This is a genomic window from Microbacterium lacus, from assembly GCF_044794305.1.
GTDB classification, from domain to species: domain Bacteria; phylum Actinomycetota; class Actinomycetes; order Actinomycetales; family Microbacteriaceae; genus Microbacterium; species Microbacterium lacus_B.
Map to the genome: position 1 here is coordinate 614797 of NZ_CP084996.1, position 15683 is coordinate 630479.

Here is a 15683-nt window from a genome sequence, read left to right on the forward strand (position 1 = left end):
CACCGTCGAGGGGCGAGGATAGGTGTATGGGCGACAACCTCGGATACACATTATGGGCGGTGTTCCGCAGGGAACCCGGAAAGGTGTCTGGCCCGGTGCCGGGAACCGACGTTCTTGCTCCGGCAATCGCTGAGGTCGAAGCATCCGGTGTCACCATCCGCGGCTGGTATGACGTGTCGGGCATGCGCGCCGATGCCGACCTCATGGTGTGGCTGCACGGAAACATCGAAGGCGACGAGTCGACCCCGCCCGAAACGCTGCAGGCAGCGCTGCGCACCCTACGGCGCGCTGCACCGCTCAGCGGCCTGATCCCGGTCTGGAACGCAATGGGTGTGCACCGCGAGGCGGAGTTCACCCGCAGCCACTCGCCGTCGTTCTTGCGCGGACTCGGGCCGTCAACCTGGCTCACTGTCTATCCGTTCGTGCGTTCGTACGAGTGGTACGTGCTGCCCGACGACGAGCGCCGACAGATGCTTGCCGACCACGGTCGCAAGGGGTCGGAGTATCCGCAGGTGCTGGCCAATACTGTCGCGTCTTTCGCGCTCGGCGACTTCGAGTGGATCCTGGCGCTCGAGGCTCCCGAACTCGTCGACCTCGTCGACCTCATGCGCCACCTCCGCCAGACCGAGGCTCGACGGCACGTGCGCGAAGAGATTCCCTTCTACACCGGCCGCCGCATCAGCGTGGACGAGATTGCCGAGGTACTTGCGTGACCACTGTGCGGGTGGGCACGCGCGGCAGTCACCTCGCGCTCACACAAACAGGTACCGTCGCCGATGCGCTGCGCAAAACGACGAAGGTCGACACCGAACTGGTGACCATCACGACCGACGGCGATCGCTCAAACGAACCGCTCTCCCGTGCGGGAGGAGTGGGGCTGTTCACCGGGGCGCTGCGTGATTCGCTGCTCGCCGGCGACTGCGACGTCATCGTGCACTCACTCAAAGACCTGCCGACCGCGCCGCACCCCGATCTGGTCGTGGCGGCGATCCCCCGCCGGGTCGACGCCCGAGACGCACTGTGTGCGCGTGGCGACCTCACCCTCGACACCCTTCCTGAGGGCGCGCGGGTGGGGACCGGGTCTCCCCGCCGCCGCGCGCAGCTGCTCGCTCGCCGGCCTGACCTCGATGTCGTAGATATCCGCGGGAACGTGGACACGCGCTTGGGATTCGTCACAGACGGAACCCTCGATGCCGTGATCCTGGCAGCCGCAGGCCTGGAGCGCATTGGACGCGGCGCTGCCGTCACCGACTATCTTTCGCTCGAACGGTGGCCCACAGCGCCCGGGCAGGGCGCACTCGCTGTCGAGGTGCGGCGCGGGCAAGAACACCTCGTCCGCGCTCTCGAACACAAGAACACACGCGCCGTCGTCGAGGCCGAACGCCAACTTCTCGCGCTTCTCGAGGCGGGCTGCTCTGCTCCGGTCGGCGCGCACGCGTTCATCGACAACGACCTGATCTTTCTCACCGGCCGCGTGTACAGCACGGACGGGTCGACAATCCTGACCGCTTCGCACGCCGCGTACTGGCCAGACGTCGATGCTCCGCGGGAGATCGCCGAACGCGCCGCCGCCGAACTGCGCGCCGCGGGCGCGGATGACCTCATCGCTGCAGACACCGGAGCCACGAATGATTGAACGCCCGCGCCGTCTGCGCGCTACACCCGCGATGCGCCGGCTGGTCTCGGAGACACGGCTCCACCCGGCCGATCTCGTCCTGCCGATGTTCGTGCTCGAGGGTGCCACCGAGCCGGTGCCGATCTCGTCGATGCCAGGAGTGATGCAGCACTCGCTCGATTCGCTCCGGCGCGCGGTGACGGATGCCGCGACCGCAGGCCTCGGGGGAATCATGCTGTTCGGCGTCCCTGAGCACAAAGATGCCATCGGTTCGGGCGCGACCGACCCCGACGGCGTTTTGAACGTTGCGACGCGCATCGCCGCCCAAGAAGCCGGTGACGCGCTCGTCGTGCAAACGGACCTGTGCTTGGACGAATTCACCGACCACGGACACTGTGGCGTTCTCGACGCAAAGGGGTACGTCGACAACGACGCGACACTCGAGCGCTACCGCGATATGGCGATCGCGCAGGCCGAGTCAGGGTCGGGGCTCCTGGGGCTGAGCGGCATGATGGACGGCCAGGTGACCGCTGTGCGCGATGCGCTCGACACCGGTGGGTTCACCGCCACACCGATCCTCGGCTACGCCGCAAAGTACGCCTCAGCGTTCTACGGGCCGTTCCGCGAGGCCGTGCAGTCCTCGCTCGAGGGCGACCGCCGCACGTATCAGCTCGACCCCGCCAACCGGCGCGAGGGCGCCCGCGAGATCGATCTCGATGTCCTCGAAGGCGCCGACATCGTCATGGTCAAGCCGGCGATGAGCTATCTCGACGTGCTCGCGGATGCCGCGGCATCCTCCCCCGTCCCGGTGTGGGCGTATCAGGTCTCGGGAGAGTACGCCATGATCGAGGCTGCTGCCGCGCAGGGCTGGATCGACCGCCGCCGCGCGATCGAAGAGTCGGTCGTGAGCATCCGCCGCGCCGGGGCCGATGCCGTCTTGACCTATTGGGCACTCGAACTCGCAAGGTGGATCCGATGACCCTGACCAATGCCCAAGAGTTCACTCGCGCGCAGGCCGCGATGCCCGGCGGGGTCAACTCCCCCGTGCGCGCCTTTGGATCTGTGGGCACGACACCGCGCTTCTTCACCTCGGCGACCGGACCTTACGTCACCGATGTCGAAGGCCGCGAGTACGTCGACCTTGTGGGGTCGTGGGGTCCGGCGATCCTCGGGCACGCGCACCCGGCGGTGGTGAAGGCAGTTCAGGATGCGGCGTCCCGTGGCTTGGGTTTCGGTGCATCAACCCCCGGCGAGACGTCGTTGGCCGAACTGATCGAGGCGCGCGTCACTCGCGATGGCGTGCGGCCGATCGAGAAGGTTCGGCTCGTCTCGACCGGCACCGAGGCGACGATGACAGCGATCCGCCTCGCGCGCGGTGCCACCGGTCGCGACCTGATCGTGAAGTTCGCCGGTCACTACCACGGCCACTCGGACGGCCTGCTTGCTGAGGCCGGGTCGGGCGTGGCGACTCTCGCGATGCCCGGATCAGCTGGCGTTCCCGCCGCGGTCGCCGCGCAGACCCTGGTGGTGCCGTACAACGACCTCGACGCGCTGGGCGAAGTGTTCGCCGCGCGCGGTGACGACATCGCCGCGATCATCGTCGAGGCGGCTCCCGCGAACATGGGCATTGTGCCGCCCGCACTCGGGTTCAATGCCGCGATTGCGGACCTCGCTCACGCTCATGGGGCTCTGCTCATCGTCGATGAGGTTCTGACCGGCTTCCGGGTCGGTCCCGCCGGCTGGTACGGCGTTGACCCGGTGCCGTTCACGCCCGACATTCTGACCTTCGGCAAGGTCGTCGGCGGGGGCCTTCCGCTCGCAGCGCTCGGCGGCTCGGCCGCGATCATGGAGCTCCTTGCCCCGCTCGGCCCCGTGTATCAGGCCGGCACGCTCAGCGGAAACCCGTTGGCCGTCGCCGCGGGGCGTGCAACTTTGGACCACCTCGATGACAACGCCTATCGCCGGATCGACCGCGCGTCGACCGAGATCGCAGCGGCCGCGGCATCCGCTCTCTCTGCCGAAGGCGTGACACACGTCATTCAGCGCGCGGGCAACTTGTTCTCGGTCCAGTTCGCCGAGGTCGCTCCGCACGACTATGCGTCGGTGAAAGCGCAGGAGGCGTTCCGGTATCCGCCGTTCTTCCGCGCGATGATCGACGCGGGCGTGTCGCTGCCGCCCTCGGTGTTCGAGGCGTGGTTTGTGTCAGCCGCACATGATGATGCGGCGATCGGGCGGATCATTGATGCGTTGCCGACAGCGGCGAGAGCAGCTGCTCAGGCACGAAGTTAGGGTTGTCCCCCGGATGCGGGTCCGGGCCTGGTGTCGTATGCCGTTGTGTGTGCGCGGTGGCAATGCCACACTGACCTCACGACCATGGGTGGTGTGTGATGAGTTCGTTGGGTGCCCTTGCGGGAATTGGCGACACGCCGCTTGTCGAACTCTGCAGCGTGGTTCCCCCGAACGGTGCGCGGATCCTTGCCAAGCTTGAGTGGGCCAATCCGACCGGGAGTATGAAGGATCGCATGGCCCGCGCCGCGATCGAAGGTGCGGTGCGCGACGGTCTGCTGAAGCCCGGCGGGACGGTCGTGGAGTACACCGCCGGCAGTACCGGCATCTCTCTGGCTTTTGTTTGCGCGGTACTCGGCTTCAACCTCCACATCGTCTTCTCGAACGCGTTCAGCCAGGAGAAGCGGCGCACCATGCTCGCCTTCGGTGCCACGGTCGAAGACATCCAGAGTGACAGCGGCGCCATCACGGAGTCGCTCGTGAATGCGATGGTCGCGCGCGCAGCGGAAGTGTCGTCGGAACCGGGCGCCTGGTGGTGCGACCAACTGAACAATCGAGACGCCATCACTGGCTACGTGCCCATGGGCGAGGAGATCTGGGCGCAGAGCCACGGGCGAATCGACGCGTTCGTGCACGCCGTCGGCACCGCGCACTCTCTCCACGGGGTCACTCGCGCGCTGCACGCCCACGATCCGTCGATTCGCATCTACGCGGTGGAGCCCAGCGAATCTGCGGTGCTTTCGGGCGGGCCCAGCGGACCCAACCGCATCGAGGGCATCGGGATCGGATTCGTCCCGCCCCTCTGGGAACCCGATGAAGTCGACGACATCCTCACCGTGTCTGCGGACGAGGCGATGCGCATGGCTCGCCGCCTCACCCAAGAAGAGGGACTCTTCGCAGGGACCTCCTCCGGAGCGAACGTCGTCGCCGCGCTGCGTGTCGCCGAACGCCTCGGCCCCGATGCGCGCATCGTCACGATCATGTGTGACTCCGGGCTGCGCTACCTGTCAACCGAGCTCTACCGCTCGGTCGGTGGGTGAATGTCGGCGCGGGAACCCACCCATACGGCCAGCCTGACTTCTCGCAACGCAAACGAAAAACCCCCGCTGAACGGGGGTTTTCACTGCTGGGGTACCTGGACTCGAACCAAGAACAAAGGTACCAGAAACCTCCGTGTTGCCAATTACACCATACCCCAAGGCGTTCGACCGAGGTCGTGCCGAAGATCGAGTCTACGCGACTCTGGCGGCACTGCCAAACTGAGCGGGCCGACCGACCATGCTCTCAGCCGACGCGCGAAACCAGCGTTCCCAAGCGGCGGATCGACTCGGCCTTGCCGAGCAGTTCCATCGATTCGAACAGCGGCGGCGAGATCCGCCGGCCCGTCAGAGCCACACGCGGCGGCCCGTAAGCAATACGCGGCTTGAGTCCGAGCCCCTCGATGAGAGCGCCCGAGAGTGCCTCCTGCACAGCGGCGGCGGTGAACTCCGACTCGGGCACGAGTTCGAGGGCCCCGACTGACGCGACGAGCACCTCCCCCGCGTTGGCCGGCAGCGACCTCAACGCGTCATCTGCGTAGTCGAGGTCGTCGCCGTCGCTCAGGAACAGGAACCCCAGCATGCCGGGAACCTCACCGAGTACCTGCACGCGCTCTTGCACGAGCGGGGCGGATGCCTCGATCACAGCCAGGTGCTCCACTGTCGGCGGCTCGTTCACGAGCCCCGCGGCAGCCAGGTACGGCACGATGCGCGCCGCGAAGTCGTCGGGGGCCAGCATTCTGATGTGATCACCGTTGATGGACTCGGCCTTTTTTTGGTCGAAGCGGGCCGGGTTCGGGTTCACGTCGACGATGTCGAACGCCGCGGTGAACTCATCGAGCGAGAAGATGTCACGGTCGGGGCCGATCGACCAGCCGAGAAGGGCGAGGTAGTTGAGCAGGCCTTCGTGGATGAAGCCCTTCTCGCGCTGGAGGAAGAGATCGGCCTGGGGATCGCGCTTGGACAGCTTCTTGTTGCCGGTCTCGCCGAGCACGAGCGGCATGTGGCCGAACCGCGGCACGAAGGGCGTCACCCCCGCGTCGATGAGCGCCGAGTACAGCGCGAGCTGGCGTGCTGTCGAGGGCATGAGGTCTTCACCGCGGATCACGTGCGTGATGCCCATGAGCGCGTCGTCCACCGGGTTGGTGAAGGTGTAGAGCGGCTGCCCGCCCGCGCGCACGACGACGAAGTCGGGGAACGAGCCTGCGGGGAAGGTCACTTCACCGCGGATCAGGTCGACGTACGTCACGTCGGTCTCGGGAACCCGCAGGCGCCAGGCCGGTTCCCGGCCGTCGGCGCGGAACGCGGCTATCTGCTCGTCGGTGAGACTGCGGTCGTGGTTGTCGTAGCCGAGTTGCTTCGCGCGGCCGGCAGCCTGGTTGCGCGCATCGATTTCTTCGGCGGTCGAGTACGATTCGTAAACCGCCCCGGAGTCGATCAGCTTGTCGAGCACCTCGGCATAGATGGGTCCGCGCTGTGATTGCCGGTATGGTTCGTGCGGCCCACCGGTCTCGACGCCCTCGTCCCAATCGATGTTGAGCCACGTCAGCGCGTCGACGAGCTGGCGATAGCTCTGTTCGCTGTCGCGCGCCGCATCGGTGTCTTCGACGCGGAAGATCATCTTGCCGCCGGTGTGACGCGCGTAGGCCCAGTTGTAGAGCGCCGTACGGATCATTCCGACGTGCGGAAGACCGGTGGGTGACGGGCAGAAGCGCACGCGCACGTCCGAACCTGAGGCGGTCGTGGTGCGGGGATCAGGTGAAGAAGACATCCTGGCAATTCTAGAGCGGGATGGCGGGCCGCGGAGGTCGCCCGTAGGCTCGGGGGATCCTCGATAGAAACGGAATGTGATGATCCGTGCAACCCGCGCACTAGTCGCCCTCACAGCCCTCGTCGTCTTCTCTCTCGCCGGCTGCGCGGCCGAACCGTCGGGCACATCGACGACTCCGCCGCCATCGCTGAGCCCCGAGCCATCGCTGAGCCCCGAGCCGTCTGTCACGCCGTCCGAGACGCCGAGCGCGCCTCCCGTTACAGCGAACCTGCCGACCGACTGTGACGAGGTGGGCACCGCCGCGACGCGTGCGGCCACAGTCGACGGAATGAATCTGCAGGGCGATGGCACCGGCTTCGTGCGACCCGTGCCGCCGGGTGCGACGCTCGCGCTCGGCTGTGACTGGATCGTGGGCGACGCGACCGGGTTCCTCCTGCTCATCAGCGAGACGGATGCCGCCGCCGCAACCGCCTACCTCCCCACGTTGACCTCACTGGGCTGGACGTGCGGCGATGCGACAGGGGGTAACGGCGACCTGTGCACGATCACTACGCCGAACTCGCAGTACCCCGTCGACGCCGTAGAGACGATCGTTTCCCGGGGTGACGTGTGGATCTACTCGTCGGCGTCGAACATCGACGGAACGGCGCTGCTCGCGGATCTCGAGAATTCGATCTGGGGGCCCTGAACCCACTAAGTCCCGAGCAGGCCAACGATCGCCGCCACCGCGGCACGCACGGCAGGTACCCGCGCGGCGCCGTGCGCGGTCACGAGGTGCAGCGTCCGACGTTCTCCGTCAGGGAGAGGGACGGTCACGATTCCGGGCAGCTGCGGGAATGATTCCAGGGCAAGACGCGGCAGTGTAGCGACGCCGATTCCGCCCGCGACGAGACCCTCGACGGCGACGAAATTGTCGGTCTCGAAGGCGATGCGCGGCACGAATCCGGCTCGGCCACAGAGCTCGAGCAGGTGCCCGCGGCACCGCGGACACCCGGCGATCCACGACTCTTCCGCGAGGGACGAGACATCCACCACTCCGTCGCGCGCGGCGGGGTGCCCCGCGGGCAGCACCGCAAGCAGGTCGTCACTCCCGACGCTCGTGACCGACAGCCCCCGCGCGCTCGACCCGTGTGGGTCATCTCGGTCGCCCGGATAACTGAAGGTTAGTGCGATGTCGGCCCGGTCTTCGCGGACGGCGAGCACTGCCTGCGGGGGCTCGGCCTCGACATACGTGACCGAGAGGCCCGGGTGGCTTTCGCCCAGCACGGCGAGCAGGCGCGGCACGATCGTCGGCGACGCAGAAGGAAAGCCGACGAGTCGGACACGTCCCGATCGCAGGCCCCGCAGTTCTGCGAGTTCGCCGGCTTAGTGCCGAACGCACCCGCGCACATTTCGCACGTCTTGTCAGGGTTGACGTCGACAGACTCGCGATCGGTTCGCAGACGTCGGTCTTCTCGGGCCTCATCGCCCAGAATCTGCCCGACGGCGCCGAGGTGCTCTGCCCCGAAGGTGACTTCTCTTCACTCCTTCTGCCGTTCGAACACGCGGGTCGCGGTATCCATCTGCGCTGCGTGCCTCTCGAATCGCTCGCTGCCGAGATCACCGACAGGACCGCTCTTGTGGCGTTCTCACTCGTGCAATCCGCCACTGGCGAGGTCGCCGATAGCCCGGCAGTCGCTGCGGCCGCCGCGCGCCACGGCGCTCGGACTCTTTGCGATGCGACGCAGGCCGTCGGCTGGATGCCGGTGGATGCCTCGATGTTCGATGCTTTGATCTGCCACGCCTATAAATGGCTCTGCGCCCCGCGTGGCGTCGCGTTCTGCGCGCTCTCGCCGTCCTTCGCGGCGTCGATGCGTCCCGTTTTCGCGGGCTGGTACTCGGGTGAAGACCCCTGGTCCTCGTGCTACGGGCATGACGCCATGCTCGCGACTTGTGCGCGCCGGATCGATGTGTCGCCCGCGTGGCAGGCGTTCGTCGGGGCCGAGCCCGCGCTGGCCGCCTTCGCCGACACCGACCCTGCCGCCGTCTACAGCCATGTGGTGGAGTTGGCGACGGCATTTCGAGAGCGCATGGGTTTGTCCCTCCCCCAGCGTCCGAGCGCGATCGTCACCTGGGCGGACCCGGATGGCTGTGACCTTGCGCGACTGAGCGCCGCCGGCATCATCGCGTCGGGCCGCGCCGGCCCTGCGCGTGTCGCGTTCCACGTCTTCAACGACCTCTCCGATGTCGAGCGTGCGGTGGCTGCATTTCGCGAGTGAGAATTGACAGATGGATGCATGGGCATGGGGCGCGATCGCGTGCCTGATCGCGATGGTGCTCGCGGTGGTCATTGTTGCGCCGCGTTGGCACGCACAGCACCTCGCGCGACAGCTGGAGGGACGAGCCGGCGGAGGGCTCGCGGGGATCGGCTCCGGGTTCGACGCGGTGTGGCGTCCTTCGGCGGATGAAGCACGAACCGAGTGGGAGGCTCAGATCGAGATTCCGGCACCCGCACCCAGCCCCGCTGACAAAGACCGACTCGATGAGGGACGGATCGTGATCACTCCCCCGGTCGGGCCGAAGCCCTGACGCGTCCGAGCGGTGCAAGGAGGATCACGGCGATCACCGCGACCCCGACCAGCAGCGAGAGTCCGCCGTAGCCGATCCCGCCGAGGATCACACCCGCCAGCACGGCGCCCGCTGCGCCGACGATGCTCATCGCGAAGTCGCTGAGGCCCTGTCGTCGCGTGCGCCGGACTTCAGACGAGGCTTCCGTGAGAAGCGCAGACCCCGCAACCGTCGATGCACTCCACCCGAGACCGAGCAACACGAGCCCGATCGTCACGGCCACGGTCGATGCCTCGCCGAAGGAGGCCGTGAGGAGCGCCGCGATCAGCAGGGCCTGGCCGAGCAAGATCGTCGGTACACGGCCGACACGGTCGGACAGGATGCCGAAGATCGGCGCGAGGGCGTACATGCCGGCGATATGGAGGCTGATGGTGAAGCCGATGACGGTGAGGTCGGCGCCGTGGTGCAGCAGGTGCACCGGTGTCATCGCCATCACCGAAACCATCACACCGTGCGCGGCCGCGACGGCGAAGATCGCGTAGCGCGCGACCAGCGGAGCATCGGCCTTCACGATGTCGGACGTCACTCTCGTTGCCGCCCGATCGGCGACAACACGTTGCGCGAGTAGTAGCGGATCGGGTCGCAGCAAGACGAGATAGAGCAGGATGCCGAGCACCTGGCCCCCGACGGTGAACAGGTACGGACCCGTGAGCGGTGGCATTCCCACGGCATCGCCGAGGATCTCGCCCGGTCCGGCGAGGTTCGGGCCAAGGACGGCCCCCACCGTGGTCGCCCACACCACGATCGACAGGTCTCGGCCGCGCGAGGCATCCGTCGCCAAATCCGTTGCGGCGAAGCGTGATTGAAGATTCGCCGCTTGCCCTGCGCCCACGAAGAGAAAGGCTACGAGCAACAACGGAAAAGCACGCGCACCGACAGCGATGATCACGAGGACGACGCCCACGAGGGCGATCGCCATTCCGAGCGACAGCGAAAAGCGACGCCCGAATCGTCGCGCGAACGCCGCCAATGGCACGGCGACGAGTGCTGTGCCGAGCGTGACCGCCGCAGCCGCAAGTCCCGAGAACGACTCGTCGCCCGAGACCTCAGAGGCGAGAACGGCACCGAGCGAGATCGTCGCACCGAACGCGACACCGCCGAGCACCTGTCCGAGCGAGAGCACCCAGACGGTGCGGCGCTGCACCCTGGCGAGTTCTTCGACCGGGACCTCGGCCGACGTCGTTGACATATGGCTACGCGTTGCGCGCGGTATTGCGAAGGATGCCGAGACCGGTGATCTCGACCTCGACGACGTCACCCGCCGAGATCTGACCCACACCCGCGGGTGTTCCGGTGAGAATAACGTCTCCCGGCAGCAGGGTGAAGGCTGCCGAGGCGTGGGCGATGATCTCGGGCAGGCCGAAGATCATGTCGCTGATCGGACCCTGCTGACGCACCTCACCGTTCAGCCGGGTGGTGATCACCGCATCTCCGGCGAGGTTGAACTCGGTCTCGATCGCCGGGCCCAGCGGGCAGGAGGTGTCGAACCCCTTGGCGCGCGCCCACTGGCCGTCGCTGTTCTGCCAGTCGCGCGCTGTCAGATCGTTGGCGATCGTGTACCCGAAGACGTAGTCGAGCGCATTCTCTGCGTTCACGTTCTTCGCGATGCGACCGATGACGGCGGCAAGCTCACCCTCGAAGCTGATGAAGTCAGATCCCGCGGGCAGCACGACGGCGTCGCCCGGGCCCACCACCGCGGTGTTCGGCTTGAAGAAGAGCATGGGCGACGTCGGAACGTCATTGCCCATTTCGGCCGCGTGGTCGCGGTAGTTGCGACCGATGCACACGACCTTCGAGCGCGGAATCACGGGCGCGAGCAGGGCGATGTCGGCGAGCGGAATACGCTCGTCGGTCGTCTCGAATCCTGCGAACATCGGGTCACCGGCGAGGACGACGATGTCTGACCCGTCAACGATGCCGAAGCGAATGGCGTCCTGGTGGCTGAACCGTGCGACTCTCATCCGTCGAGCCGCATCAACCAGCCGTGCGTGTCTTCGCGGCGACCGTACTGGATGTCGGTGAGCTCTTGACGCAATGACAGAGCCAGCTCGCCGAGCGGCTGCTCGTCAAGGAAGTCCTTGCCCTTGAGAATGCCGATGGGAGTGACGACGGCAGCGGTTCCGCAGGCGAACACCTCGACGATGTCGCCGGATGCTACGCCCTCACGCCACTCGGCCAGTGAGACGTTGCGCCCCTCGACCTTGTGGCCACGATCGATCGCCAACTGGAGAAGCGAGTCCCGCGTGATTCCCTCGAGGATCGACGGAGACTGCGGGGTGACGATCGTGCCGTCTCTGTGGACGAACAGGATGTTCATACCGCCGAGCTCTTCGACGTTGCCGTCCTGGTCGAGGAACACGACCTGGTCGCACTCGTTCTCGTACGCCTCAGACTGCGGCAACAGCGACGCCGCGTAGTTGCCGCCGGTCTTCGCTGCCCCGGTGCCGCCCTTACCAGCGCGCGCATAGTCCTCGCTCAGCCAGATCGACACCGGCTTCACGCCGCCCTTGAAGTAGGCGCCCGCGGGCGAGGCGATCAGATAATAGGCGACCTTGTGGGCTGGCCGCACGCCGAGGAATGCCTCCTTGGCGAACATGAAGGGCCGGAGGTACAGGCTCTGGTCTTCGCCCGAAGGCACCCAGTCGCCGTCGACCGCGATGATCTCGCGCAGTGATTGCAGGAAGTACGACACGGGAAGCTCGGGCAGGGCCAGACGGCGTGCCGAGCGCTGCAACCGGCGACCGTTCTGGTCGGGCCGGAACGTGTGGATCGAGCCGTCGGCGTGACGGTACGCCTTGATGCCCTCGAAGATCTCTTGTCCGTAGTGCAGGACCGCGGCAGCCGGGTCGAGCGTGATCGGGCCGTAGGGCTGCACGCGGGGACGGTGCCAGCCACCGCCGGTCGACCAGCAGATGTCGACCATGTGGTCGGTGAAGTTCGTACCGAAGCCGGGGTTCTGGAGGATCTCGTCGCGCGCGGCGGGGCTCTTGGCGGCAAGGTTCTTGGTGACGGCGAACTGCAGCGGGGCGAGTCCGGTGTCGGGGTCTGAGTCGAGAAGTGTCATTTCACGTCCTGGCGGGGTGGGGCGAGCGTCGATGCGACCAGGCTACGCCTGCAGCCGCGCCGAGATGGCGTCGCCGATCTGAGAGGTGGTGCGGGCTTCGCCCGTGCGGGTAGCGATGTCTTCTTCGACCGCGCGGGTCACGCGGTCAGATTCGTCCTGCAGTCCGAGGTGATCGAGCAGGAGAGCGATGGAGAGGATCGCGGCCGTGGGGTCGGCCTTTTGCCGGCCCGCGATGTCGGGCGCCGATCCGTGGACAGGCTCGAACATCGAGGGGAACGTGCCGTCGGGGTTGATGTTGCCCGAGGCGGCGAGGCCGATGCCACCGGTGACGGCGCCGGCCAGATCCGTGAGGATGTCGCCGAAGAGGTTGTCGGTGACGATCACATCGAAGCGGCCCGGGTTCGTGACCAGGAAGATCGTCGCCGCGTCGACGTGGAGGTAGTCTACTGCGACGTCGGGGTGTTCCTGGGCCACGGCGTTCACGATCCGCTGCCACATGCCACCGGCGTGCACGAGCACGTTCGTCTTGTGGACGAGCGTGACCTGCTTGCGGCGCTTCTCGGCGAGGTCGAACGCGTAACGCACGACGCGCTCGATGCCGTAGGCGGTGTTCACCGAGGTTTCGTTCGCCACTTCGTGCGGCGTACCGCGCCGAATCGATCCGCCGTTACCGACGTACGGCCCCTCGGTTCCTTCGCGCACGACGACGAAGTCGATCTCACCCGGGACCGCCAGGGGGCCAGGGACCCCCGGGTAGAGCTTGGACGGGCGCAGATTGACGTAGTGGTCGAGTTCGAAGCGCAGCTTCAACAGCAGTCCACGCTCGATGTTCGCGTCTTTCAGTCGCGGGTCGCCGGGTACTCCCCCGACGGCGCCGAGCAGAATCGCGTCGTGTCCTGCTATCGCAGCCAAGTCATCCTCGGTGAGCGTGTCACCGGTCTCGAGAAAGCGCGCAGCACCCAGCGAAAAGCGGGTCTTGTCCAACCGGATGCCGCTACCAGCGGTCGCCGCATCCAACACCTTCTCCGCCTCGGCGATCACTTCGGGGCCGATGCCATCACCCGGGATGACGGCAAGTTTCACGGTGTTGTTGTCGAACGTGCGTGGCATCCAGCCAGCCTATCGCCGGGAGGCAGACACCCCGAGCGTGAGCGCGGCGATCACCGCGGCCAGCACGACGAGACCGGCGCCGATCAGCGCGGTTGTGCTCACACCGGCGTCGAACGCGTGGGCCGCAGCATCCTGAATCGCCTGCCCCAAAGGGCCTCCGACCTCATCTGCCGCGTGGACTGCTCCGGCGAGCGTCTCACCGGCGCCCTCGGCAAGATCTGCGGGGACACCAGCCGGCAGTGCGAGATTTGCCCGGTACAACGCGGTCAGGATCCCTCCGAGCACAGCGGTTCCGAGCACCGCGCCGAGTTCGTAGGCGGTTTCGGACACAGCACTGGCAGCTCCCGCCTTGTTCGGCGGAGCGCTGGCGAGGATGAGTTCGTTCGACACGGTCTCGGCGGCACCGATGCCGATGCCGAGCGCCACGAAGGCGGCGATGAGGAGCCACAGGGCACCGTCTGCTGTGGCGAATGCCACCATGAGGTATCCGAGCACTGAGAAGGCCAGGGCGATCGGCACGACGATGCGCGCGGGGAAGCGCTTAGCGACCGGCACGACCAGCAGACCCGACAGGATCATGGCCGCAAGACCGGGCACGAGAGCGAAGCCCGCCTGCATCGGGCCGAGGCCGACCACGAGCTGCAGGTGCTGGGCGACGAAGAAGAGGAAGCCGACCAGGCCGACGACACTCAGCAGGTTGACCAGCAACGCGCCGCTGAAGGTGGGGTTACGGAAGAGCCGCATGTCGAGCATGGGCGTCGCAACCCGCAGCTGGCGTCGAACGAACAGCCACCCGAACACGAGTCCGATGCCGAAGAGCGTGGGAGCGCTGCTCGAGAGTCCGTGGACGGCGAGCTCTTTGATCCCGTAGACGATCGGAATCATGGTCGCCATCGACAGGCCGATGCTGATCGGGTCGATGCGGGCCGGATGTGGATCGCGGCTCTCGGGAACAAGGATTGGCGCGAGCACGAGCAACGGCACAAGAACCGGAACGGCCATGAGAAAGACCGAGCCCCAGCCGAACTGCTCGAGCAGGATTCCGCCGACGATCGGGCCGAGTGCGGCGCCGGCCGAAAACATCGATGCCCAGACTGCGATGGCCATACGGCGCTGGTCGCGGTCGGTGAAAATCGTGCGCAGAAGCGAGAGCGTCGAGGGCATCAGCATCGCGCCGAACACGCCCATGAGGGCGCGCGCGGCAATGAGCCACTCTGCGCTCGGGGCGAAGGCGGCGAGTGCCGAGACTGCGGCGAAGCCTGTGGCACCGATGAGAAGCATCCGTCGCCTGCCGAAGCGGTCACCGAGCGTACCCATCGTCACGAGCAGTCCCGCGAGGACGAGCGGGTACGCATCGATGATCCAGAGCTGCTGGGCGCTCGTGGGTTCGAGGTCCAGGGCAATCGCAGGGAGCGCGAAGCTCAGCACCGTGTTGTCGACCGAGACGAGCAGAACGGGCAACATCAGCACAACCAGGGCTGCCCAGCCGCGCCAGCCGACGCGCTGCGTCTGCTCAGCGCGGATTGCTGCCGTGATGGTGCCGGTCGTCATTGCTCTCTCGTTCCTGGGTGCAGGCGGTTACTTTACCGTCCAGCCGGTATAGTATCAGGAGTTCCTGACCGCTGTCGATACGATCGAGCCCATGAGTCGTCCTCCCCTCGCCTACGAGAAAGTGCTCGACGCGTTCGAAGCACTCCTCATCGACGAGGGTCCACGCGGCGCGACAATGGATGCCGCGGCCCGCGCCGCCGGAGTCTCCAAGGGCGGCCTGCTCTATCACTTCGCGTCGAAGGATGCCCTCGCTGCGGGCATCGTCGAACGACTCCGTACCCTTGTGGATGCCGACGTCGAACTGATGGCAGCCTCACCCGAAGGGCCGGTCGCGTACTTCCTGCGGTCATCGATCATGCAGAACGACCCGATCGACCGGGCGATCCTCGCTACCTCACGACTGGCTCAGGACGGCAGCACCTCGGCGAGCGAAGCATTGCGCGACGTACGCAACAAGTGGGCGGACGCGCTCCGTCCGCACACGAAGGATGCGGCATCCCTCGATCTCGTCATGCTCGTGAGCGACGGCCTGTATTTCAACAACGCGCTCGACGGGGGCTCGATCCCCGGCCCCGTGCCGCGCGGCGCAGCGCTCGACGCGCTGATCGCCCTCGTGGAAGGCGCGATCAGACGCTGACGACT

General features: G+C 66.8%; 16 protein-coding genes and 1 tRNA gene. 9 read left to right on the forward strand and 8 right to left on the reverse strand.

Going from position 1 to position 15683, the window contains the following annotated elements; genetic code table 11:
• Positions 1-26 precede the first annotated feature (26 nt).
• The 5 genes from hemQ (at position 27) to LG299_RS03110 (ending at position 4941) form a co-directional block, all read left to right on the forward strand.
• Complete coding sequence (gene hemQ, locus LG299_RS03090; RefSeq protein WP_404433425.1) at positions 27-713, forward strand: hydrogen peroxide-dependent heme synthase; 687 nt, start codon at positions 27-29, stop codon at positions 711-713.
• Positions 710-1636, forward strand: coding sequence for a hydroxymethylbilane synthase (hemC, locus tag LG299_RS03095; RefSeq protein WP_404433427.1), 927 nt, complete (start codon positions 710-712; stop codon positions 1634-1636). Before hemQ ends, hemC begins: the two co-directional genes overlap by 4 nt.
• Positions 1629-2594: a porphobilinogen synthase gene (gene hemB, locus LG299_RS03100; RefSeq protein ID WP_404433429.1), complete on the forward strand. Its 966-nt coding sequence runs from the start codon at positions 1629-1631 to the stop codon at positions 2592-2594. Before hemC ends, hemB begins: the two co-directional genes overlap by 8 nt.
• Positions 2591-3904, forward strand: coding sequence for a glutamate-1-semialdehyde 2,1-aminomutase (gene hemL, locus LG299_RS03105; RefSeq protein WP_404433431.1), 1314 nt, complete (start codon positions 2591-2593; stop codon positions 3902-3904). Before hemB ends, hemL begins: the two co-directional genes overlap by 4 nt.
• Before the next feature lie 98 nt (positions 3905-4002).
• Entirely contained in the window at positions 4003-4941 is a 939-nt protein-coding gene (locus tag LG299_RS03110; RefSeq protein ID WP_404433433.1) for a PLP-dependent cysteine synthase family protein, read from the forward strand.
• 86 nt (positions 4942-5027) lie between these two features.
• Here LG299_RS03110 and LG299_RS03115 read toward each other — a convergent pair.
• Together LG299_RS03115 and gltX are read right to left on the reverse strand one after the other, a co-directional pair.
• Positions 5028-5099, reverse strand: a tRNA-Gln gene (locus LG299_RS03115).
• Between the two features lie 86 nt (positions 5100-5185).
• Positions 5186-6709 (reverse strand): glutamate--tRNA ligase, encoded by a 1524-nt coding sequence (gene gltX / locus LG299_RS03120; protein ID WP_404433435.1) that lies wholly within the window; start codon positions 6707-6709, stop codon positions 5186-5188.
• Between the two features lie 79 nt (positions 6710-6788).
• Here gltX and LG299_RS03125 point away from each other — a divergent pair, with 79 nt between their 5' ends.
• The gene (locus tag LG299_RS03125) at positions 6789-7397 is read left to right on the forward strand and encodes a hypothetical protein (protein ID WP_404433437.1); all 609 of its coding nucleotides are present in this window, start codon (positions 6789-6791) and stop codon (positions 7395-7397) included.
• A gap of 5 nt (positions 7398-7402) precedes the next feature.
• On the opposite strand, the gene LG299_RS03130 is transcribed toward LG299_RS03125, so the two are convergent.
• Positions 7403-7993: a LysR substrate-binding domain-containing protein gene (locus tag LG299_RS03130; RefSeq protein ID WP_404433439.1), complete on the reverse strand. Its 591-nt coding sequence runs from the start codon at positions 7991-7993 to the stop codon at positions 7403-7405.
• Positions 7994-8202: 209 nt separating this feature from the next.
• Here LG299_RS03130 and LG299_RS03135 point away from each other — a divergent pair, with 209 nt between their 5' ends.
• On the forward strand, positions 8203-8967 hold the full coding sequence (locus LG299_RS03135; protein ID WP_404433441.1) for an aminotransferase class V-fold PLP-dependent enzyme: 765 nt from the start codon (positions 8203-8205) through the stop codon (positions 8965-8967).
• 10 nt (positions 8968-8977) lie between these two features.
• Positions 8978-9277 (forward strand): hypothetical protein, encoded by a 300-nt coding sequence (locus tag LG299_RS03140; RefSeq protein ID WP_404433443.1) that lies wholly within the window; start codon positions 8978-8980, stop codon positions 9275-9277.
• On the opposite strand, the gene LG299_RS03145 is transcribed toward LG299_RS03140, so the two are convergent.
• From LG299_RS03145 to LG299_RS03165, 5 genes are read right to left on the reverse strand one after another with little or no spacing between them, the layout of a single operon-like run.
• Positions 9249-10505, reverse strand: a complete 1257-nt coding sequence (locus LG299_RS03145) for an MFS transporter (RefSeq protein ID WP_404433445.1) — start codon at positions 10503-10505, stop codon at positions 9249-9251. The genes LG299_RS03140 and LG299_RS03145 overlap by 29 nt on opposite strands.
• A 4-nt stretch (positions 10506-10509) precedes the next feature.
• Positions 10510-11277, reverse strand: a complete 768-nt coding sequence (locus LG299_RS03150) for a fumarylacetoacetate hydrolase family protein (RefSeq protein WP_404433447.1) — start codon at positions 11275-11277, stop codon at positions 10510-10512.
• On the reverse strand, positions 11274-12380 hold the full coding sequence (locus LG299_RS03155; RefSeq protein WP_404433449.1) for a branched-chain amino acid aminotransferase: 1107 nt from the start codon (positions 12378-12380) through the stop codon (positions 11274-11276). Before LG299_RS03155 ends, LG299_RS03150 begins: the two co-directional genes overlap by 4 nt.
• A 42-nt stretch (positions 12381-12422) precedes the next feature.
• Positions 12423-13490 (reverse strand): 3-isopropylmalate dehydrogenase, encoded by a 1068-nt coding sequence (locus LG299_RS03160; RefSeq protein ID WP_404433451.1) that lies wholly within the window; start codon positions 13488-13490, stop codon positions 12423-12425.
• Between the two features lie 9 nt (positions 13491-13499).
• On the reverse strand, positions 13500-15041 hold the full coding sequence (locus LG299_RS03165) for an MFS transporter (RefSeq protein WP_404433453.1): 1542 nt from the start codon (positions 15039-15041) through the stop codon (positions 13500-13502).
• Between the two features lie 91 nt (positions 15042-15132).
• Here LG299_RS03165 and LG299_RS03170 point away from each other — a divergent pair, with 91 nt between their 5' ends.
• Entirely contained in the window at positions 15133-15678 is a 546-nt protein-coding gene (locus tag LG299_RS03170; RefSeq protein WP_404433455.1) for a TetR/AcrR family transcriptional regulator, read from the forward strand.
• The last annotated feature ends 5 nt before the right edge of the window (positions 15679-15683 follow it).